The following is a 22,593-nucleotide window of genomic DNA, read 5'->3' on the forward strand; positions in this document are numbered from 1 at the left end:
CTCTTCCGCCTCGGAGAATGAGAGGAGATTCCCGCATGAAGCGATTCGGGGCCAAGGCTTATTATATTAAAATGCTTCTATGGATCAGCGTCGCGATCTTGCTCATCGTCGTCGTGCTGTCCGCCGTCGTCTACATCAATGCCCAGAAGCTGCTCGTCAAAAACGAATACGCTTCCAACCAGAAAATACTTTATCAAGTCAAATACAACATGGAATTCATGGACCAGACGATTTCCAGCCTATGCCAATCGCTCTATCTGAACAGCGACGTGGCCGCCGTGATGTACGCCAGACAGGAGAATATGGTCGAGGTGGCCAACCGGCTGAATAAAGTGACCAGTTCCGTCACCTCGGCCAATCCGTATATTCATTCGCTTACGATCTATAACCGGAACTTGGATCAGGCGTACAATGCGGGCAGGCCATTGTTTTTCGAAGACAAGCTGCTGAGCGCGCTGTACGATTCGGACCGGCTGCTGCCCAAGATGAAGCCGATCTTCCGGAACATTCAGAAGCTGGTGAACGGGAAGACCGAGCCCGAGTACGTGTTCTCGTACATGATGTACGAGACCTCGGCGGACGATCTGAAGCCCGACGGCGTCATCGTGGTCAATGTCCGGTCCGAGTGGCTGCTGGACAACATCGGTCAGATCAATATGATCGACAAGCGCAAGGGTGACAATATTTTCATTGTGGACCAGGCCGGCGAATACCTGGACGACGGTACGGGCGACCGGGAGATCATGACGTGGCTGAAAAACGACTTTTCGGCCTATCGGGCCGATCATCCCGAAGCCGATACGGAAGGTTTTTTTCAGCGCAAGCACGGGGGTAAGCCGTATTTGATCACGTATTCGAACGTCGACAGCGCCGGCATGACGCTGCTCAAAACGCAGCCGGTCCTGGAAATGTATCAATCGATCGACAGACTCCGTACGAGCATTCTGCTCATTACGCTGATCGCTTTGCTGCTGGCGTTCGCCGTTTCGATTCTGATCTCCCGGACCATCTATCGGCCGATCGGCAATCTGGTGAACGCGGTGAGGCAAAACAGGCCGACCAGATCGGTCGAGGTCGATGTCGTCGACGAGATCTCTTATTTAAATACCGTGTATCGGCAATCGATGGAAGAGCTGAATCTCTTTTATAAGGAGAAAGATCAGTATAAAGACGTCATGAAGCATTATTGGCTCAGCCGGCTGCTTGCGGAGCGCTTTTCGATCCCGGGTCCCGAGTTGGCTTCGTTGTTCAAGGAGATGAGAATCGCCCTGCCGCTGGCGGGTGCGTATGCGGTCTGCTTGCTGAAAATCGATAACTATAAAGAATTCCAGCAGCGCTTCTCCGCGCAGGATAAGGACACGATCCGGTTCGCCCTGATCAATATCGCCTCCGAGATCGTGGCGGGCAAGTATCCAAACGAAGGCATCGACATGAAAGAAGATCAGGTGCTGCTGATCGTAAGCGTACCCGAGACGGGGGCGGCCTGGCACGACGGACTTGCGGCGCTGCTGGCCGAGGCACAGGACAATTTCTCCCGTTTTTTCAAGGTGACCTTCACCGCTTCGATCAGCGGCAAGGCCGAGGCGTTCGGCGGTTTGCATGCGCTGTATACGCAAGCGATGGACCAGGCGATGTACCGTCTGCAGCTGGGTCACGGCTCCGTAATCACGCCGGAGCGACTGCAGGGGTGCGCCGACAACAAAAAAACGGGATACTCCAAGGAATTGGAGGCGTGGCTCATGGAGACGATCAAATCGGGCAATGTCGCCGCGATGAGGGATGTGCTGGCAAGCCTGTTCGAGGAGATGGCGTCGCTAAACTATCACAACGCGCTCATCTCGATTCTCCGTCTGGCGGACGCCGTAATCGAAGGGCTGGACAAGGCGAAGGTAACGGCGGCTTCCTCCCTGCAGAAGGCTTCGATCGGCAGGCTCATCCTGGAGAAGGAGACGATGGCCGAGATCGAGCGCATCGTCTGGAGCGGGTTGCAGGACTCGTTCAACAAGGAGACGGCCGAGGAGACCGAAGCGCTCAACTCCTTTGTCGTGGACGCGGTGACGGAATACGTCCATCGCAATTACCAGGATTCTTCCTTAAGCCTGTCCTCGATCGCTTCCATGATGAAAATCTCTTCGCGAAGCTTGAGCAAGATCTACAAGGAAGCGACACAGCTGTCGATCGCGGATCTGATCAACGGGGTGCGCCTGACCAAAGCGGCGGAGCTGCTGATCCAGGAAGATTTGAGCGTTTACGAGATCGTCCAGAAGGTCGGCATTACGAACGAGACGTATTTTTTCAGCCTGTTCAAGAAGAAATACAAAATGACGCCCAAGGAATACGCGCTGCAGCGCAATGCGAACCAGATCAACTGAGCTTCATTCGGAGTTCTATTGAAACAGTCCGCTTGAAAATCAAGGTACAGTCCCATGGAAAGCTCAGGGACCGTACCTTTTTTGCATGGCATTAGAAGTTTGGGAGACCGGTTGAAGTCATTTCCTCTTTGGGCGGCAAGCCGCGGTAAAGGAAGCGCGCTTTCGGCGTGACGGAGCTTTATGGATGTTTGGCGGGCAAAAAAACTGCATTCGTACATGTATTTTCTAACGGCTCGCGCTACTTGATGAAATGCCTGCAAATGTGCAGGTATATTCAAAGAATAAGCCAAAAATCCGGTTGGCGGAAAGAAATAACTGCGTTTTAGCATCTATCCGATGCAAAAGGATCGAAATTGAAGAAAAAAGATGTATATTTGCAGGCATTGCGGCGAAAGAGCGGCGCCGGCAGCGAACGCTGGCCCGTGGGAACGGCAGTCGTAGGAGCCATCGAATAGGCGTTCCCCGCGCGGTTCTAGCGCCCGTTGCACCTCTGCGCCCGCCGCACTTCCGCGTCTGCCGACCTCTGCGCCCGTCGCACCTCGGGGCGCCCCCTCTCGCACCGACCTCCTTTTTCTTTGCGGCTTCGGAAATGCGCAAATTGCTCCGATCGCACGCGCCGACACCGTTTTTTAAAGGAAAATACCGTTTTTAAAATATACATTCCCGCCATTCGCACCTTAAAGTGGGCTTATCACGACAAGCAATGCGAAAAGGAAGTGCGGGACACATGATCAGGGCGATCAAAAAGAACTTCGGATTATCGATGTTGGCGCTGCCGGGATTTTTGCTCATTATTCTTTTTAACTACGTGCCGCTGTACGGCATGCTGCTCCCTTTCAAGAGCTATCGTTACAACCTGGGCATCTGGAACAGCCCGTGGGTCGGCTTCGACAACTTCGGCTTCCTGTTCAACGGGGATGTGCTCTACCGGGTGCTGCGGAATACGCTCCTCTACAATATGACCTTTATCGTGCTGGGCACCGCACTCTCGGTGACGATCGCGCTGCTGCTGTACGAACTCAGCCGCCGATTCGTCAAAGCCTATCAGACAATTTTATTCATCCCCTACTTTATCTCCTGGGTCGTGGCGGGCTTCGCCTTCCGCTCGCTCTTCGACATGGATTACGGCGTAATCAACCGGCTGCTGGTCTCGTTGGGCGAAGAGCCGATCCTGTGGTACAGCGATCCGAAATACTGGCCCTATATTCTGGTGGCGGCGGCCGTATGGAAGGGGCTCGGCTACGGCTCGGTCATCTACTACGCCGCGCTGATGGGCATCGATTCGGAGTATTACGACGCGGCCAAGATCGACGGGGCGAGCAAGTTCCGGCAGGCGATCTCCATCTCGGTGCCGATGATCAAGCCGATCGTCATCATGATGGTCATCCTGCAGATCGGCAGCATCTGCTACAGCGACTTCGGGCTGTTCTACAACGTGACGCTTAACTCGTCTCTGCTCTACAAAACGACGGATGTCATCGATACGTTCGTCTACCGGTCGCTCATCGACATGGGCGATATCGGGATGGCGTCGGCCGCAGGGTTTTTCCAATCGATCGTCGGCTTCTGCCTGGTGCTCGCGACGAACTTCATCGTCAAAAAAATCAATCCGGAAAATTCTCTTTTTTAAGGAGTGCAGCCATGAACGGTTCCGTCACGACCCTCAAGCGGAGTCAGCCGTCCACAGGGAAAATTTTTATTCACGTCGTCTTTATCGCTTTGTGCGTCGCCAGCTTGTTTCCGTTTCTCGTCATCATCGGCACGTCGTTTCAGAGCGAGAACGACATCGTCAAATTCGGGTATTCCGTCATTCCGAAAAACTTTACCTTCGACGCCTACCGCGTCATCCTGCACGAGCCCAAGGTGCTGTTCCAGTCTTATTTCGTCACGATCGCGACGACCGTCATCGGTTCGATCGTCGGGATGTGGGTCACGACGACGTACGCTTACGCCATCTCGCGCAAGGATTACCGCTTCCGTTCGTTCCTCGCCTTCTTCATCTTTTTTACGATGCTGTTCCACGGGGGGATGGTTCCCTCTTACATTCTGATGGTCAAGTGGCTGGGATTAAAAAACAACATCCTCGCGCTCATCTTGCCCTATCTGATCAGCGGCTGGTTCGTGCTGCTGATGAAGGGATTCCTCCAGACGATCCCGGAGGCGGTCATCGAGTCGGCCAAAATCGACGGCGCCGGCGAGCTGCGCATTTTCGCGCAGATTGTAATCCCCATCTCTAAGCCGGCATTGGCGACCCTGGGCTTGTTTTTCGCCCTCCAATATTGGAACGACTGGTGGCTGACCTTGCTCTACGTCGAGCATGACAACCTGATGAAGCTGCAATATTTGCTCATCCGCGTTCTGAAAAATATGGAATATTTGAACTCGGCGGAAGCCATCCAATACGGGTTGGTCAAACCGGGCATGCTCGTGCCCTCCTTAAGCGCCAGAATGGCCATGTGCATTTTGGCGGCCGGTCCGATGCTGCTCGTATTTCCGCTCTTTCAAAAATATTTCGTGCAGGGCTTGACGGTAGGCTCGGTTAAAGGGTGATAATTACAGCCGTAGAAGATTGGTTTTTACGGCTGCTGATTATAAATGAAAGGCATATACAAGGGAGGCAATCCGAGTGAGTCCGACAAACCTGAAGAAAGCAAAATGGCTTGGAACCAGTACATCCGCCATGCTGGCGGCGGCATTAATCGTAAGCGGTTGCAGTTCGAATAACGAGGCATCCCCCAGCCCGTCCGCAAGCACGGACGCCAGTCCGAGCGCCAGCCCGAGCGGCAGCGCGCCTGCTTCGCTGCCCGCGGATACCGGGGGCGATACCAAGGAATTCGTCAAGCTCAGCTGGTATATGCCCAAGCCGATCGACAACATGAAGGACCAGGCCGCCGTCGAGGCGGAAGCGAACAAGGTCATCAAGGAGAAGCTGAACGCCGAGCTTCATCTCAATCTGATCGACAATGCCGGTTGGGAAGACAAGATGAAGCTGATCTCCGCGGCCGGCGAGCCGTACGACATCGTCTTTTCCACATTTTCCTCCAACCGGATCAGCGACAACGTTCAAAAAGGCGCCTTCCAGCCGCTTGACGAGCTGCTGCAAAAGTACGGCCAAAACATCCTGGCGAAGGTCGACCCCCGCGCCTGGAAAGCGGTCACCTACAAAGGAAAGATCATGGCGATCCCTGCGCAGACGCCGTACTCGCCTGCCGGCGCGCACGTATTTAAAAAGGACATGGTGGAGAAGTACGGTTTCGATTACAAGAGCGTCAAGAGCATCAAGGATCTGGAGCCGTTCCTGGCCGAGATCAAGAAAAACGAGCCGAACATGATCCCGCTCCTGGCTACGGCCAACGGTACCGCGGCCGGCGTATCCTTGTACGATTATACGACGATCACGCCAGGCATCTCCTACAGCGAGAAAGACGGGAAGATCGTCAAGATTCTGGACGTGCCGGAGAACAAGGAAAACTATCGGACGATTAACGATTTCTACAAGAAAGGTTATATCGCCAAGGACGCCGCCATCAAGACGGACTATCTCGCCGAGGCCAAGTCGGGCAAGTACGCGGTCATGCGCGATTCGGGCGGCTATACGGAAGACGGCTCCAAGTCGACGGCGACGTATGGATTCCCGACGGTAGAGACGCTGGCCGGCTACCCGACCATCTCGACCAACTCGATGACTTCCGCCGCGACGGCGATCAGCGCCACCTCCAAAAATCCGGAGCGGGCGATGATGCTGCTCAACGAAATCTGGGGCGACAAGTACCTGCTGAACACCCTGGCTTACGGGGTCGAGGGCAAAAACTATACGGTCAAGTCCGGCACCGTGAAGGACGATAACCCGACGATCGAAGCGACGAGCGGCGCGGATCAGACATGGGCGATCTGGCACAACTGGCTCGGGCCGCTGTGGGACCAGTGGGATTCGAACTGGAACTCCACCGCCGCGCTCCAAGAGATGAAGAAAAACAACGACAACGGCAAGGCGTCGGGCATTCTCGGCTTTATCTTCAACTCGGAGCCCGTCAAAACGGAAATCGCCCAGGTGAGCGCCATCCAGAAGGAATCGAATCCGATTCTGACGACCGGCTCGATGCCCGACTTCGAGAAGTACTACACCGATCTGCAGCAGCGTCTGAACGAGGCGGGCATGGACAAGATCATGGCCGAAGCGCAGAAGCAATTCGATGCATGGAAGGCGGAAAACAGTTAAACCGAAAGTTCGGCAAGGCGGCCCTGCTTCGAGACAGGCGGGCCGCCTTTTTATCAGCGCCAGCCTCTACTAAAACGCAAAGGGGAATCAGTGTTTATGAACCCATTGAGAAACGGATGGACGGCTTTCTGTGCGGCACTGCTTGTATGCGTTTTCTTTTTGGCGGCGGCGCCGCGTTCCGCATCGGCCGATAGCGCGCCGGCGGGGGCCGCTTATTTGGTGGACGAAGATTTTTCGTTTCTCTCCAACCTGGTTCCCGGCGAGAGCCAGCCGTCCGGCTGGGACGTTCGCGCCGCGGGCGGCGCGCTGACGAGCATCTATAACAACACGTTAAAAATCAGCGATGCCAGTACGAAGCTTCCCGTATCGATGAGCCGCAAGTTCGTCGCCCAGAGCGAAGGAACGCTGACGATGGAGTTTCGCTTCAAGCCCTTCAGCGTCATGGGCGGCGTGCATTGGCAACTGCTCGGCGACAATACGCCCGGCGTCAGCATCGCGACCAGCGCCACCGGGAGCAATCTCGTGCTGGAGACGTCTGGCGGCGGTACGGTGACCTTGCAGGCGTATTCGGCCAATGTCGAATATGGCGTCAAGGTGATTGCGAATCTGTCCACGCAAAAGTCGGATGTCTACGTCAACGGTATCCTGCGGGCGAGCGCCCAAAATTTCGTGAGCGCGGTGACTGCGCTGAATCGCTTCCAGCTGACGACGGGCGTGGCTTCTACGGGCGACTTCTACTTTACGCCGCTTCATATCTATAAAGGCTATGCGGTCAACGAAAGGCTGCTGTCAGTCATGCCGGCTTCGGGCAATTTGCCCCAGGATTGGACGGCTGTCCTTAACGGAGGCTCGATCCAGGTCGCCGAGATGCTCAGCGCCCCGAAGCCGGACGTCAACAGCCTGAAGATCGACGCGTCCGCCTCGACCGGCAGCATGTCGCTGGCGAGGAGCTTCGCAGCCATCTCGGGCGATCTGACCGCGGAATACAAAATTTTCATCCCGGTGAAGACCGACGGCCTCGCAGCCGAATTGAGAAGCGGCAGTACGACGGCGCTCAAGCTGTTCACCGCAAGCGGGAACCTGGTTTACGAGGACACGACCGGACAGCCTGTGACGATTTACGAAAATTACAAGGCGAACTTGTGGTACCGCCTTAAAGTGGTCCTGAAGCCGGGCGCGCACAAGGCCGACCTCTACGTCAACGGCAAGCTGCAGAAAGCGGACGTCGATATCGCTTCCGGCATCGCTTCCGTCGACGGCATCCGGTTCTCGACCTCCGCCGCGAACAAGGGCCTGATGTGGCTCGACGATATCCTTGTGTATGCAAATACGACGGAGCCGACGGACTATGTGCCCGCGCCTGCCGCCGTCAGTACCGGCGATCAGCTCGTCGGCGTACAGAGCTGCCCGATGTGGCGGGAGGGGCATCATCTGGGCTGGGACGTGATCAATCCGTTCCCGGACCGGACGCCTTACCTGGGCTTCTACGACGAAGGCAATCCGGAGACGGCGGACTGGGAGATCAAGTGGATGCTCGAGCACGGCATCGACTTCCAGATGTCCTGCTGGTTCAGGCCGATCGGGGGAGAAGGCGCGCCGATCAAGGATTCCTACCTGTCCGATGCGCTCGACGACGGCTACTTTAATGCCAAGTACAGCAATCTGGCCCATTTTGCCATCATGTGGGAGAACCTGAACTCGGCGGCGAAGGACATCGCCGATTTCCGCGACAATCTGGTCCCCTACTGGATTGAATATTATTTCAAGGACCCCCGGTACCTTAAGGTTGACGGCAAGCCGGTGTTCACCATCTACAACTACGATCAATTCATCAAGCTGGCAGGCGGCACCAAAGAGCTAGCAAAGGAATTGATGGACGATCTGCGAGACGCGGCGCGCGATGCCGGCGTCGGCGAGCTAACCATTCTGAACGTGTATAACGGCACGAGCGCCCAGGATCTGCAGAACCGCAAGGCCGCGGGCTTCGACGGCGTCTACGCCTATTCGTGGGGCTCCTTCGGCGGGCATCCCGAATTTCAGAAGCTTAAGCTGACGCTGGAAAACAACGCCGACGTGATGGACGTCATTCCGGGCCTCAGCATGGGCAGGGACGACACCGCCTGGGGGCTGAGCGCGGGCTATTATGCGACCCCGGCCGAATTCAAGTCGCTGGCGCAGTGGACGAAGGACACCTATATTCCGTCGCTGTCGGCAGGCAATCTGGGCAAGAAGCTCGTCATGCTGGACAACTGGAACGAATACGGGGAAGGCCATTTCATCATGCCGGCAGGGCTCGCGGGCTTCGGCTACGTGGATGCGATCCGCGATGTGTTCTCGGGCGTCAGTAGCCATACGGATGCCGTGCCGACCGCAACGCAGAAAGCGCGGATCAACGTGCTGTATCCGGAAGGGCGCGTCGTGCAGAACCGCACCTTGACGCCTCCGGCGATATCGAGCAATTCGGTCGCTTCGTGGGAGTTCAATACGCCCGGCGACAGCGAGGGCTGGAGCGTGCTGAAGCAGATCGACGCGGTGAGCGTAGCGGGAGGCACCTTCACCGGCACCACCAACAACACCGACCCGGGCATTATCTCGGCGGACCATCTGGGGATTAAGGCGGAGGACGCGCCTTATCTCAAGATCCGGATGAAAAACAGCGCGTACGATATCGACGGCAGAGTGTTTTTCACGACGGAGCTGGACGGCGACTGGAACGAGACGAAGGCGATGGGCTTCTACGTAATCCCGCAAGACGACGGGTACACGGATTATTACGTGGAGATGTGGCGGAACAAGAGCTGGACCGGCAATATCCGGCAGATCCGGATCGATCCGATCTCGGCGATCGGCACGATCAGCATCGATTACATCCGTGCGGTCGCCGACGACTCGACGGCCATCAAGCTGTACATCGACGGCAAGCGGAAAAACTTCAGCCAGCCGGCGCTCGTGCAGGACGGCGTCGTCATGGTGCCGATCAAGGACATCTGGCTGCAGCTCGGCGTCAGATCCGAGTGGGACGCGGCCAATCAGAAGTTCATCGCCGTCAAGGGCGGCAGCGTCTACGAATTAACGGTCGGCAGTACGACGGCGCTCAAGGACAATCAGTCCATCACGCTCGAACATGCGCCGGTAAAGCTGGCCAACGGAACGGTGCTCGCGCCGCTCTCTTACCTCAAGCAAGCCTTCGGGGCGACCTTGAAGTGGGATGCGGCCGCGCAGAAAATCCAGATCTATCCGTCGGGCGTCGTCTGGGACTTTGAATTCGGCGACGGCTGGACGGCGAACGGACGCATCGCCGGCGGGCAAGCGCAGGACGGCCGATTCGGCGGCACCTCCCTGGGCGTATCCGGCGGTGTAGAACCATCGGTCGAATCGCCGGATCAGTTGGGGCTGGACGCATCCACGATCAAGCGGGTTCGCGTGCAGCTCGGCAACCAGACGACCGGTTCGCAAGCCAAGCTCTATTATACGACGGATGCTGATCCCGTATGGAATGCGGCCAAGTCGTTCTCGACCTATATCATGCCTGGCGATTCGACCATTCGCGAGTACGTGTTCGATACGACGACGGCAACCGCCTGGACGGGAACGATCAAGCAGATTCGGGTCGTGCCTACGCTGGCGTCCGGCAGCTTCAGCATCGATTCCGTGCAGCTGGATACGGCAACCTCGGTGCCGGTGCTGGGCGCCAACCTTGTCGCGGATCCCGGCATGGAAGGAAGTGCGATTCAGGCGCGCGTGCAGAACGGCGCGCTGGGACTGGACGTCACGCAATCCCACAGCGGCCATCAGTCGCTCAAGGTCGTCAAGGACGGCCGTTACGGCAGCGCGTCCTTCCCGATCACGGTCACGCAAGGCCAGGAATACCATTATTCGGTCTGGGCGAAGCTCGCGAAGGCGCCGACGCTCACCGAACCGCTGCGGCTTTGTTTGCAGTATACGGTTGACGGCAATATCAAGCAGATGATTATTTACACCAGCGCCGGACTCTCCGCCGATCAATGGACGCAGCTGCAGGGCAACTACACGATCGCGGAGACCAGTCCCATTTCCAATGTGCTGCTTTACTTTTATACGGAGATCGACGGCACCAACCACGACTACTATCTCGACGATGTCGAAGCGAGGCTCGTGACCTACTCTTCCAGTCCGGCATGGACCTATGCGACGGGACTGAGCATCAGTCCGACGACGACGATGAACATGGGCGAGACGAAGACGCTCGTCCCGACGTTCCAGCCCTCGAGCAGCGTCAATAACCAAGCGCTGATCTGGAACTCCGACAATCCGGACGTGGCCGTCGTGGACATCAGCGGCACGGTGTTCGCGAAGAAGACGGGAATCGCGAATATTACGGCCAAGGCCATCGACGGCGGATTCACGGCGACGACGGCGGTGACGGTGGCGCTCGGTTCCGGGCAGCCCGCCGGCGCGGTGCTGGGAAGCAATCTCATTCTCAACCCCGACATGGAGGGAGCCGCGATTCCTTCGGGTTATTACGGCTCCAGCGCCAGCGTGGCCTTGACGACATCGGAGCATCGCCTGGGGACGCAGTCTTTGCAGGTGACGAAGCTGAACGACAACAAATATGCGTCGTTCTTCATGCCAACATCGATTGAGCAGGGGAAGACGTATTATTATTCGGCCTGGGCCAAACTGGATGCAGCATCCATGCAGCCTGCACTGTTCCGGATCTGCCTGCAGTACAAGGTGGACGGCGTCGGGAAGCAGATTTATATATTCACCAGCGCGCCGCTGCTCAGGGGGGGCTGGACGCAGGCATCGGGCTTTTGGAAAATTGATGAGCCGGGGACGGTCACCGATGTCCGGGTGTACCTGTATACGGAACAAAGCGGTCCGGTGCAAACCTTCTACGTCGACGATATCGAGGTTCGTCCGGTCATAGCAGACAGTACCCCGCCGGTCACGACGGCAGCGCTGAATCCATCGGCGCCGGACGGTCCCGGCGGCGCATATAACGGCCCGGTTACGCTGACATTGACGGCGACGGACAGCGTATCCAGCGTCGCGCAGACCGTGTACAGCGTCGATAACGGGACGACCTGGACCCCGTACACGGCGCCGCTGGCGTTCGGCAAACAGGGCTCGTATACGATTCTTTACAAGTCGACCGACCTGGCAGGCAATGCCGAGACGCAGCAGAGCGTCAGCTTCAGCCTGGCCGCCACGGTGACCACGGTCTCCCTGAAGGACAGCACGGGTCAGCCGCTCGTCGGCGGCATCGTCAAATATTACGACGGCAGCTGGAAGGACTTGGGGACGACGGACGCCTCGGGGCAGGCGACGAAGGCGCTGCCGGAGCGGAGCTATATTTTCTCCGTGACCTATCTAGGCACGACCAAGCAGTTAACGCAAAATACGGCGACAGGTCCCGCGTCCGTCGTCTTCCAAACGGTAAAGGCGAAGGTGCAACTGAAAGACAGCCAGGACAATCCGCTGAACGGCGCCGTCGCGAAGGTCTATGCCGGAGGCAGCTGGCAGACGATCGGCACGACTGCAGGCGGCGAAGCGACGAAGGAGCTGCTGCCGGGCACGTATACGTTCGGCATTACCTATGACGGCGTGTACAAGGAAAAGAGCCAGAACGTCGGCGACGATCCGGCCGTGGTATTCCAGACGGCGAGCGTCCTCATCCAACTGAAGGATGCCGGCGGCAACCCGGTGAACGGTGGCACGGCCAAGGTGTATGCGGGCGGCAGCTGGCGGACGATCGGCAGCACGGCGGGCGGCGAGATCCGCGTGGAGCTGCTGCCTGGCTCGTATACGTTCGGCATGACGTACGGGACGGCGCTCGCGAACATCGAGAAGGACATCGGGACGGATCCGACCGTCGTGTTCCAGTTGCCTTGATCGCGTGAGGGCGGAGGGTGCTCCCGTCGGACCCTGGCCATGCGCGTCGATCCGCATCGGAGAGCATCCTCTCTTTAGGGAGGAAGATTGCGAATGAGAAGATCGATCATGCTGACAGGAGCTTGGCAATTGGAAGGCGAGGGCATAGACGCGTCGGGAAAGGAAGCAAAAATCGCCATCGGCGCGCAGGTTCCCGGACATGTGCACCAGGATCTGCTCGGGGCGGGTCTGATCGCAGATCCGGGCTATCGCAAGCAGGCGGACGATTGCCAGTGGGTGGAGCATTGGCGGTGGACGTACCGCCGGACGTTCGAGCTCGAGCGATTGGAGCCGGGGCGGCCGCTGCTGGAATTCGAAGGGCTGGATACGTACGCGGAAATCGAGGTGAACGGCGTCCGGGTCGCCCGGACCGACAATATGTTCGTTCGCTATCGCTTCGACGTATCGGGGCTGCTCCGTGCGGGAACGAACGAGCTGGTCGTCCGGTTCCGCACGGTCGCGGAGGGGCTGGCAGGCAAATCGTACGCCGGCCTCGGCGCAGCCTTCACGAGCGAGCGCCTGTTCGTGCGGCGCATGCAGTGCACGTTCGGCTGGGACTGGGTGGGCCGTCTCGTCAGCTATGGCATATGGCGGCCGGTCCGGCTCGTATTCGAGGAGGCCGCGGCGATCGACGACCTCTTTGTTTACACGAAAGCTTTGGACGCGCGAGGCGCGTCCCTTGCCGTCGCGGTCGAGACGACCAGCCGTACGGTAGAGCCGCTGAGGCTGTCGCTTGCGATCGCGGATCCGGCCGGCCGGGTCGTCTGGCAGGCCGAGCGGCGGCTGAACGGCGGCAAGCTGGAGCTGACGGCGGACCTGGCGGAGCCGGAGCTATGGTGGCCCGCAGGTTACGGCGGTCAGCCGCTGTACACGTTCGTCGCGAAGTTGTACGACAAGTCGGGGCTGCTCGACGAGCGCTCGCGCACGTTCGGGATTCGCACGGTGCGCATCGAGCAGCTCGCGGACCGGGAGGGAAGCGCGGAAGAACGGATAACCGCGAAGATTCGCGCGCAAGGAACGACGGGGAAGGAAGCGGGCGACAATCCGGACGACACGGTTTGGGAGGCGAACGGCCAGCGGCCGGGCAGCGGCTTCCGGCTGCTGGTCAACGGCGTTCCCGTTTTTTGCAAGGGGGCCAACTGGGTGCCCTGCGATCCCTTCCCGTCGAGCGTTCCGGACTCGCACTACGCGCATCTGCTCCGGCTCGCCCGCGATGCCGGCATGACGATGCTTCGCTGTTGGGGCGGCGGCATCTACGAGCCCGAGCCGTTCTGGGACGGGTGCGACCGGCTCGGGATCGTCGTCTTTCAGGACTTTATGATGGCATGCGGAACTTATCCCGAGTCGGATCGGGATTGGACGGCATCGCTGACCGCCGAGATCGAAGGCGCGATCCGGGCGCTGCGGAACCACCCGAGTCTCGTCTGGTGGAACGGAGACAACGAGAACGGCATGTTCGCCGGCGAGGAGGATCCGGATTACCCGGGACGGGCCATCGCCGAACGAATCACGGGCCGGCTGTGCGCGGCGCTGGATCCGTCCCGGCCTTTTCAGCCCACGAGTCCTTACGGCGGCAGCACCAACAATTCGTTTACGATCGGCACCGCGCACTATACGGCGGCGTTGTTCGAGATGTTCGACGTTTTCCGCAACACGGATTTACGCGATTACCGGTCCTACTTTGCAGGCTTGCTGAGTCGGTTCTGTCCGGAATTTCCGCTGTTCGGCACGCCGGAGATACATACGCTGCGGCGGATGATGAACGACGAGGATCTGGCCGATCCGACTTATGACATGATCGAATACCACACGAAGAACCACCCGGGCTTGAAAGACTTCTCGCTCTTCCGGGCGCTTCGGACGCTGGCCGACAAGCTTGCCCCGCCCGTCTCGTCGACAGTCGAGCATATCCGGCACATGTCGTTCGTCCAGCGCGAGCTTACCCGTTTGACCGTGGAGGCGTACAGGCGCAACCGGCATTATACGGGCGGTCTCCTGTTCTGGATGTTTAACGATTGTTGGCCGGCGAGCGGCTGGAGTCTGGTCGATTACTACGGTTACCCGAAGGGCGGGTATTACGGATTCCAGAAGGCGGCGCGGCCGGTGATCGCATCGATTGAAAAAAACGCGGAGGCCGGTACGTACGATTGCTGGGTTTGCAGCGACAAGCCCGAGCAGATCCGGGGAACGGGGAGGGTGCGCGTGTTAAACCTTGCCGGCTCGGCCGAAGACGCAGAGGTCTGGTCCAAGGCGTTCGACTTCGCGGTCGGAGCCGAGGCTTCGACCGTCGCGGAGGCGATTCCGGCAGCGGAGCTGGACGCGTTGCTCGACCATGGCCGCGTGCTGGTCATGGAGGTGGCCGGCGGATTCGGCGAGGATCGCTGCGACTACTTCGCCGGACTGCCGGCGGAGATGAAGCTCGCGCCTTCCGGCCTGCGAATCGCTTCCCGGTCAGGCGGGCCGAAGGCCGGCAGCGTGACTGTCACGTCGGACCGGTACGCCAAAGCCGTTCTGCTGCATGGCGCGTTCGTGTTTGCGGACAACTACTTCGATCTGCTGCCGGGGGAGCGCAGAACGATCGAATACCGCAGCCTGGAGGCGGCGCAGGGGACCGAAGCCGGGGACGGGCCGGAGATCGAGCCGGGGAACGAGCGAGGAATCGAGCTGAGCGGCTGGAATTGATCCGGCGCCGGCCCTCGTCCACAGTGCCGATATAGAAGGGGAATCGCGATTGCCAAGCTGGCGCCGGGGCGATGCCGACCCGGCGCTTTTGGCGTTCGGCCGGACGATGGCCAATGCCTCATGACATAGGCGAGCGCCCTCGTATAGTAGGCGACGACGAGAACGGCGGCGACGAACTTCAGCCAGGACAGGCTGCGGCAATCCCGTTTTAGCCGATATAGCCGACACCGGAGCGCTGTTTTTTACCGCTGATAGCCGTTACGATCAAGCCGCCCGCATTGTCACCGGACAAGCGGTAATCATCGCAATCCGGAATCGGAATTTCCGTAAGGTTGCGGTTGTCGCAGTGGACGTAACAGATTTCGAAACGTCGGTGTTGGTCTTCCATGATAAGTCGTTCTCCGCCGAACGAGCAGCGGCGCAGCCGTTCTATGTATTGCTCGAGGCACAGATCCTCCCGCTCCATGAGCTTGGCGTGCGGATCCCCGACGTAGCGGAATGCCACGGCTCGCAAGCGATACCCGTGATGTCTTCCATGCCCGCGCGGTACCGCTGGACAAAGCCGTACCTGGAGGCGAGCCGCTTGAAGGCCAGACAGACGCCGCCGTCCGGAAAATCCGGCGCGATGAAGTCCGGCTTGTCGCCGCTCCACCGGCTCAGACCGACGTCCACGGCGAGTCCGGTCTGATGCTCGCTGCAGCCGGGCCAGGCGACGTAGGCGGCGGTATATTGCGGACTGTTGTCTCTGAGAGACGATTCGTAAATCTCAGTCTGCTCGGCTGCCGTCCGATACCCGCCGCAGTTGCTGAAAATAAGCGTTGTTCCATGGACAACGAACCTCCTTCGCGTTTGCGTACATTTTGGCGACGCGCTCGGTCAGCGCTGTCGTGATCGCTTGTGCCGGGCCGTCGATATGGGCGGCCAGCTCGGCGAAGGAGATGCGCTCGCCGCCCTGGCGACCGATCAGCGTCACCCGGTCTCCAGGCGTGAACGGTCCCGGCAGCCGGAGCATCAGTTGATCCATGGAGATCTTGCCGACGACCTGCGCCCGCTGTCCGCGTACCAATGCGGCGGCGCCCTGCATCCGCTGCGACCAACCGTCCGCGTAGCCGAGCGGGACCGTGCCGATCCATTCGTCCGCGTCGGGCCGATAGGCGTTGTCATAGCCGATATATTCGCCCCGGCGCACGCGCTTGACCTGCATAAGCGTGCTGTGCAGGCTGAGCGCAGGCTTGAGCTCGACGGGCGGCGCCGGACGCGCCGGGTGGAAGCCGTACATCGCGGCGCCGATTCGCACCATGTCGAGCGCCAGGCCGGGAAACCGCAGGGCGGCGGCGCTGCCCGCGCAGTGATAGTGCCTGATGGCGATGCCGCTCGCTTTGCTTCGCTCCATCAGCTTCGCAAACCGGCGGGCTTGCCGCTCCAGGTAAGCCGTATCCACCTGTCCCGCCGTCGCAAAATGTGTATAAAAGCCGTCGACGTCAATATCCGGCGACGCGAGCCAAGGGACGAGCGCGTCCCATTCCGCCATCGTCCGGAAGCCGATCCGACCGAGCCCGGTATCCGCCTTGACGTGAACGCGGAGCTTGCGGCCGGCAAACGAAGCATGCCTCTTTCGCAGCTCCCGGAACCAGTCGGCGCCGGTGACCGTCAATGTCAGATCCCGCGCCAGCGCCAGTTCAACCTGGTCCGGCCGGATCGGCGTCAGGATCAGAATCGGGAGCTCTACGCCACCCGCCCGCAGACGCAGCGCCTCCTCGAGAAATGCCACCCCTAAATAATCAGCTCCCGCTTGCCGCGCCGCTTCGGCAGCTTCGAGATCGCCGTGGCCGTAGCCGTTCGCCTTGACGACGGCCATCAGCTTGACCCCTGCGGGCAGCATGCCGCGGATCGCGCGCAGATTGTCAGCGATGCAGCCGGGATCGATCTCTGCCCACGTTTCCCTCAGCATGTGGCATCCCTCTCATAGCGAATCGACTGTTTGGCCGCGTGCCGGGCGAAGGCGTAATCGATCAGCTTTTCGATCAACTCCGCGTAAGTCGTTCCGTCCGTCCGTTCCCACATGACCGGATACATGCTGGCGGACGTGAAGCCGGGCAGCGCGTTGATCTCGTTCAGATACAGCAGTCCGTCCCGGTCGAGAAAAAAGTCCACGCGGGCGAGTCCCTCGCAGCCGTGCACGCGGTAAGCCTGCAGCGCGAGCGCCCGAACTTGTCGGGTCTGCGCTTCGCTCAGCTCGGCCGGAATGGACATGCGCAGCCGCGGATCCGTATATTTGGACGCGAAGTCGAAAAAGAGGCTGTCGTGGATGAACTCGCCCGGCAGGGAGGCGATCGGCGACTCGTTTCCCATGACCGCCACCTGAATCTCCCTGCCCGGAAGCTCCCGCTCGACGACCAGCTTGGTGTCGTAATGCAGCGCGTCCGTAATGCCGGCCAGCAGCTCGATTCGATCTTCGCAGCGGCTGATGCCGATGCTTGAGCCGAGCGAGGACGGCTTCACGTAACAGGGGTACCCGATCTCGTCCTCCAGCGACGCGAGGCAGCCCGGCTCGTCCGCCAGCCATTGCCCGCGCAGAACGACCTGATGCCGGGTCTGACGGATGCCGGCCTGCGCGAGCACCTGCTTCGACATCGCTTTGTCCAGCGTGAGCGCCGCGGACAGCACGCCGTTGCCGACGTACGGCACATTCAGCATTTCCAGCAGCCCTTGCAGCGTTCCGTCTTCGCCGTAGGAACCGTGCAGCAAGGGCAGGACGACCTTTTTTCCGGGCAGTGCCAGCTTGCGGAGCAGGACGTCGCCGATCGAGGCGGCCGCGTCGTCATATGCCGGCCTCGCGATCAACTGCTCCGCATCGGTTAGGGAACGGTCGAGTGCGTCCTGCGCGCACCAGCGGCCGTCCAGGTCGATATAGATCGGGAACAGCTCAAATTTGGATTCATCGACGGCGCTTAGAACGGTGAGCGCCGTTTTGAGCGAGATCTCATGTTCGACGGACTTGCCGCCGTACACGACGTACAGTTTGGTTTTCATCGGATGGCCTCCGGTTCTGGATTTGGCGTCTTGTCTACAAGATACCCCCCAACGTTTAAAAAGGTTGAAACGAAAGTTTAAGGATTGCTTAAGAATGCTTGAAAACGATCGGCCAAAAGTGTGCCATTCGAATGGCAGAGAAACCTTTCTTTTAAACGTATGTATAAAAATAATTGACGTCCGGTAGGGGCGGACTAGTATGTGTGGGATATTCTATCAATAAATGGGCCTATAATCTTACACGACTATGAATTAAGGCGCCTATTTTCAAAAAAACAACGCAGGAGAGATGATGTATGCGGCAGCGAACCGGTATCGAGAGACGCGTCGGCAAGAAAAGTATATGGAAAAGCGTAGGCTTTACCCTTTTCGTCATCGTGTTCCTATGCGCGGTGCTGCAAGTGCTGTGGCTGGCGCTGGGCGCCGCCGCCCTGACGGGCGCGATCGGCTACTTCGTGATCTGCTATATCGGCAGCCCGATCGCGGCGCTGCGCACGCTCATGCAGCGGGCGGAGCAGGGCGATCTGACCGTGCGCACGGCGTTCCGCCGCACCGACGAGCTGGGCGAGCTGGGCGGCAGCTTCAATCAGATGATGCAGGCGGTGGGACTATTGCTGCGCCGCACGGCGGATTCGTCGGATACGCTGATCGAGACCGGCAAGGAGGTGCTCCAGGTGTCGAAGCAGACCTCCTCCTCCGCGAGCGAGATCGCTCCGGCCACCTCCGATATTGCGAGGGGCTCGGAGACGCTGGCGGGAGAGGCGGAGCGCGGCAGCGACCTCACGCAGACGGTGCGGCGGCGGATGGACGAAGCCGCCGGCCGGAGCCGGGAGATCGCGGCGGCCTCCGAGCAGCTGCGGGAGCGCAGCGCGCGGGGCGTCGACCAGATGCGCGTGCTGAGCCGCCATACGGACGAGAGCAGGGAGCGGCTCGAAGGCTTGGTCGGCAAGGTCGACCGGCTGAGCGAGAGTGCGGCTTCGATGACGGGGCTGCTCGGCATGCTGGAGGAGATCGCCAAGCAGACGAACATCTTGTCGCTGAACGCGGCGATCGAGGCTACGCGGGCAGGGGCTTCGGGCCGCGGCTTCATGGTCGTGGCCGACGAGAATCCGGCGGCTCGCGGAGCGTTCGCGGGAATCGATCGACCAGGCGGGCGGGATCACGTCGTCGATCCTGCGCGAGATCGAAGAGACGGTGGCGTCGTTCGGGGCGCTGTATCCGATCTTCCAGTCGCAGCTGGCTTCGGTCGCCGAAGCCGAGGGCATCTTTACGCATGTTCAACTGGAAATGGAGAAGGTCGCCGGCAAGGCGGGAGATATGACGGAGGCGTTCGGCGCGCTGGAGCAGGCGCAGGCGGTGCTGCAATCGGCGATGGACAGCGTGAGCGCGGTGTCGCAGCAGTCGTCGGCGACTTCGGAGGAGGTCGCTTCGCTCAGCGAAGGGCAGCTGGCCGTCAGCCGGCGGCTCGTGGAGCTGTCCGAGCGGCTGGAGACGCTGTCCGGCACGCTGGCGGCTTCGCTCGGCCGGTTCAAGTACTAACGCGTTGGATTCGGAGAGCTGAGGCGCTGTATAATGGAGAGGTTGGCCGCGGCTCGGGTTCAGGTTCGCCCTGCATGAGCCGCGCCCTGAATATGAACGATAGCGGAGGTAGAGCGCTTCATGAATAACTTCGAATTGTACAACCCCACCAAGCTTGTGTTCGGCAAGGATACGGTCTCCCAGCTCGCCGCACTTGTCAAGCCTTACGGGACGAAGATCCTGCTGGTCTACGGCGGCGGCAGCATTAAGAAATCCGGCTTGTACGACCGCGTGCTGACCGAGCTCGGCTCGATCGGCGCGACGGTGCACGAGCTGCCGGGCGTCGAGCCCAACCCGCGCCTGTCGACCGTACATAAAGGCGTCGACATCGTCCGCACCGAAGGGATCGAGTTCATCCTCGCCGTCGGCGGCGGCAGCGTCATCGACGCGGCCAAGGCGATCGCGGCCGGCGCCAAGTACGCCGGCGATCCGTGGGACTTCACGATCGGCAAGGCGAAGATCGAGGATGCGCTGCCGCTCGGCACGGTGCTGACGCTGGCGGCGACAGGCTCCGAGATGAACGGCAACGCCGTCATCTCCAACTGGGAGACCAAGCAGAAGCGGGGGCTCGGCAGCAAGCTGGTGTACCCGCGCTTCTCGATTCTCGATCCGCAGTTGACCTACACGGTGCCGCGCGATCAGACGGTGAACGGCATCGTCGACATCATGTCGCATGTGTTCGAGCAGTACTTCACGCTGACGGACGACGTGCCGCTGCAGTCCCGCTTCGCCGAGTCCGTGCTGCTCACGGTCATCGAGAACGGGGAGAAGGCGCTGGCCGATCCCGAGAACTACGACGCTCGCGCGAATCTGCTGCTCGCCGGCACCTTTGCGCTCAACGGCACGCTCCCGAACGGCGTCGTGACCGACTGGGCCACGCACGGCATCGAGCATGAGGTCAGCGCGATTTATGACATTGCGCACGGCGCCGGCCTGTCGATTATTTTCCCGAACTGGATGAAATATGTCTACGGCGCTAAGCCCGCGCGATTCGCGCAGTATGCGACCCGCGTCTGGGGCATCGATGCTGCGGGCAAGTCCGAGGACGAGCTGGCGCTCGCCGGCATCGAGGCGACACGCGCTTACTTCACACGCATCGGCGCGCCGGCTACGTTGGGGGAACTCGGCATCGGCGGGGACCAGTTGGACCGGATGGCCGACGAGGCCGTGCAGTTCGGGCCGATCGGTTCCTTCAAGAAGCTCGGGAAGGCGGACGTCAAGCAAATTCTCGAGATGAGTCTGTAGGAGGGGATCGACATGGCGTTGAAGTGGGACGGCCACACACACACGAAGTTCTGCTATCATGGCAACCCGGCCGAGTCGGGCGAATATGTGGACCGGGCGATCGCGCTCGGTTTCGAGCGGTACACGCTGAGCGAACATCCGCCGCTGCCGGACAGGTACATCGACGATCCGAAACTCATGGCCGAGCTGGCCATGCCGGAGCGCGAGCTGCCGGATTATATGGCGTACGCCGCGGTGGTCAAGGCGCAGTACGAGGGCCGGATCGAGGTGGCCGTCGGCCTGGAGATGGACTATCTGCCCGGCATGACGGATTACTCGGACCGGCTGCTCGCCCCGTGGCTGGAGAAGCTGGAGGACATCGTCGTGTCCGTGCACTACTTGCCCGGCAAGGGCGGCATGCGCTGCATCGACTTCACGCCTGACGACTTCGCGGATGCGTTCCTGTCGCATTACGGCTCGATCGACAGCGTCGTGGACGCGTACTTCGACGCCGTGGAGGGCGCGATCGATTGGGCGGCGACGCTGCCCCGGTCGATCCGCAGACGGATCGGCCACATCAACTTGATCCGCAAGTTCCAGCAGGCGCTGCCTCCGATGAACGACGCGCGTATTCGCGCCCGGCTCGAGGCGCTCTTGCCCAGGCTGAAGGCCGCCGGGATCGGACTCGACGTGAACGTGGCGGGCTTCCGCAAGCCGACCTGCGGGGAAGCCTATGTGCCGGAATGGCTCATGGCGCGCTGCCTGGCTGAAGGGCTCGAGCTGGTCTACGGCTCGGACGCGCACAAGCCGGCCGAGGTCGGGGCGGATTGGGAATGGTTCGAGCGGGCGATGACGAGCGGAGCCGGCGACGAATCGAAATAATACGAAGAGGAGATGCGAATTCCCTATGGGCGCATCTCCTTCTTTTTTGTGTTTTTCCGGTATACAACAGGGGAGCGTAAACTCAGTGTAAAATACAGTGACGTTTTGTGATAATTTCAGCCGTTCATGCTTTTCTCTTATTTACAAGGCTGTACCTATAAACTATATTGAAGATAGAATCACATATGTAATATTTGTGAATTTACATTTGTTCATTCTTGGAAATTAGGTTTACTTAAAGAATCAACCGATGATGGACAGCAGCGAGAAAGGGGAGTTGCCGTGGCCGCCCACTTATCCCCCCAAAAATAAAACCGCTATCCGATGGCTTTTGGCGAGGCGCTCGGATAAACGGTTCGTCGACCCCCAGTGGAACAGGGTTCTTTCCTATTCCCTGAAAGTCTTTTTCAATTTACCATATTCTAGGGATTCAATGCAAACCTCGCCCCCTTGAACTTGTCATACTTAATCGAACCATTTCAGGAGGTCTCTAATGACCGGCAGAATTAGAAATTTTAAGAAGTTGCCCGCTGCAGCGATGGCATTCATCCTGCTGTTCTCGCTGCTGGCTCAAACGGTCGGCATTCAGCGGGCGGCGGCGGCGGGGCCAGCGACGATTGCAGCTTGGACCTTTTCGGCCACCGGAACGAATTTTAACGCAACTTCAGGCGCCCAGCCTACCGGAGCAGA

Annotated in this window: 14 protein-coding genes; 10 read left to right on the plus strand and 4 right to left on the minus strand. The window is 59.7% G+C overall.

Translation table 11 applies throughout. From position 1 onward, the window contains the following. Positions 1 to 35: 35 nt before the first annotated feature. From VQ071_RS24740 to VQ071_RS24770, 7 genes are all read left to right on the plus strand, one after another. Entirely contained in the window at positions 36 to 2,372 is a 2,337-nt protein-coding gene (locus tag VQ071_RS24740) for an AraC family transcriptional regulator (RefSeq protein WP_340516930.1), read from the plus strand. A 727-nt stretch (positions 2,373 to 3,099) separates the two neighbouring features. Next, positions 3,100 to 4,002 (plus strand): ABC transporter permease, encoded by a 903-nt coding sequence (locus VQ071_RS24745; RefSeq protein WP_340516931.1) that lies wholly within the window; start codon positions 3,100 to 3,102, stop codon positions 4,000 to 4,002. A gap of 11 nt (positions 4,003 to 4,013) precedes the next feature. Continuing rightward, complete coding sequence (locus VQ071_RS24750; RefSeq protein ID WP_340516932.1) at positions 4,014 to 4,922, plus strand: carbohydrate ABC transporter permease; 909 nt, start codon at positions 4,014 to 4,016, stop codon at positions 4,920 to 4,922. A gap of 76 nt (positions 4,923 to 4,998) precedes the next feature. After that, a complete protein-coding gene (locus tag VQ071_RS24755) occupies positions 4,999 to 6,591 on the plus strand; it encodes an ABC transporter substrate-binding protein (RefSeq protein WP_340516933.1) in 1,593 nt (530 codons plus the stop codon). Next, positions 6,570 to 6,785 (plus strand): hypothetical protein, encoded by a 216-nt coding sequence (locus tag VQ071_RS24760; protein WP_340516934.1) that lies wholly within the window; start codon positions 6,570 to 6,572, stop codon positions 6,783 to 6,785. Before VQ071_RS24755 ends, VQ071_RS24760 begins: the two co-directional genes overlap by 22 nt. A gap of 25 nt (positions 6,786 to 6,810) precedes the next feature. Next, positions 6,811 to 12,465 carry a stalk domain-containing protein gene (locus VQ071_RS24765; protein WP_340516944.1) on the plus strand — a complete coding sequence of 1,885 codons (5,655 nt, stop codon included), beginning with the start codon at positions 6,811 to 6,813 and terminating at the stop codon, positions 12,463 to 12,465. A 93-nt stretch (positions 12,466 to 12,558) separates the two neighbouring features. Beyond that, positions 12,559 to 15,186, plus strand: coding sequence for a beta-mannosidase (locus VQ071_RS24770; protein ID WP_340516935.1), 2,628 nt, complete (start codon positions 12,559 to 12,561; stop codon positions 15,184 to 15,186). 208 nt (positions 15,187 to 15,394) lie between these two features. Here VQ071_RS24770 and VQ071_RS24775 read toward each other — a convergent pair whose 3' ends face one another. From VQ071_RS24775 to VQ071_RS24785, 4 genes are read right to left on the minus strand one after another with little or no spacing between them, the layout of a single operon-like run. Beyond that, complete coding sequence (locus VQ071_RS24775; RefSeq protein WP_340516936.1) at positions 15,395 to 15,574, minus strand: hypothetical protein; 180 nt, start codon at positions 15,572 to 15,574, stop codon at positions 15,395 to 15,397. A gap of 41 nt (positions 15,575 to 15,615) precedes the next feature. Next, a complete protein-coding gene (locus VQ071_RS29355; RefSeq protein ID WP_445293335.1) occupies positions 15,616 to 15,999 on the minus strand; it encodes a D-alanyl-D-alanine carboxypeptidase family protein in 384 nt (127 codons plus the stop codon). Further along, positions 15,953 to 17,137 (minus strand): alanine racemase, encoded by a 1,185-nt coding sequence (gene alr / locus VQ071_RS24780; protein WP_340516937.1) that lies wholly within the window; start codon positions 17,135 to 17,137, stop codon positions 15,953 to 15,955. Before alr ends, VQ071_RS29355 begins: the two co-directional genes overlap by 47 nt. Beyond that, positions 17,131 to 18,219, minus strand: a complete 1,089-nt coding sequence (locus tag VQ071_RS24785; protein WP_340516938.1) for a D-alanine--D-alanine ligase family protein — start codon at positions 18,217 to 18,219, stop codon at positions 17,131 to 17,133. The genes alr and VQ071_RS24785 overlap by 7 nt, the downstream gene beginning before the upstream one ends. A 296-nt stretch (positions 18,220 to 18,515) precedes the next feature. On the opposite strand from VQ071_RS24785, the gene VQ071_RS24790 reads away from it, so the two are divergent. From VQ071_RS24790 to hisJ, 3 genes are read left to right on the plus strand one after another with little or no spacing between them, the layout of a single operon-like run. Beyond that, positions 18,516 to 19,886 carry a methyl-accepting chemotaxis protein gene (locus tag VQ071_RS24790; RefSeq protein ID WP_340516939.1) on the plus strand — a complete coding sequence of 457 codons (1,371 nt, stop codon included), beginning with the start codon at positions 18,516 to 18,518 and terminating at the stop codon, positions 19,884 to 19,886. Then, positions 19,879 to 21,042, plus strand: a complete 1,164-nt coding sequence (locus VQ071_RS24795) for an iron-containing alcohol dehydrogenase (RefSeq protein WP_340516940.1) — start codon at positions 19,879 to 19,881, stop codon at positions 21,040 to 21,042. The genes VQ071_RS24790 and VQ071_RS24795 overlap by 8 nt, the downstream gene beginning before the upstream one ends. 12 nt (positions 21,043 to 21,054) lie before the next feature. Continuing rightward, complete coding sequence (hisJ, locus tag VQ071_RS24800) at positions 21,055 to 21,903, plus strand: histidinol-phosphatase HisJ (RefSeq protein ID WP_340516941.1); 849 nt, start codon at positions 21,055 to 21,057, stop codon at positions 21,901 to 21,903. Positions 21,904 to 22,593: the final 690 nt, after the last annotated feature.

Origin of the sequence: Cohnella sp. 56 (genome assembly GCF_037963805.1) — a bacterium.
Lineage (GTDB): Bacteria > Bacillota > Bacilli > Paenibacillales > Paenibacillaceae > Cohnella.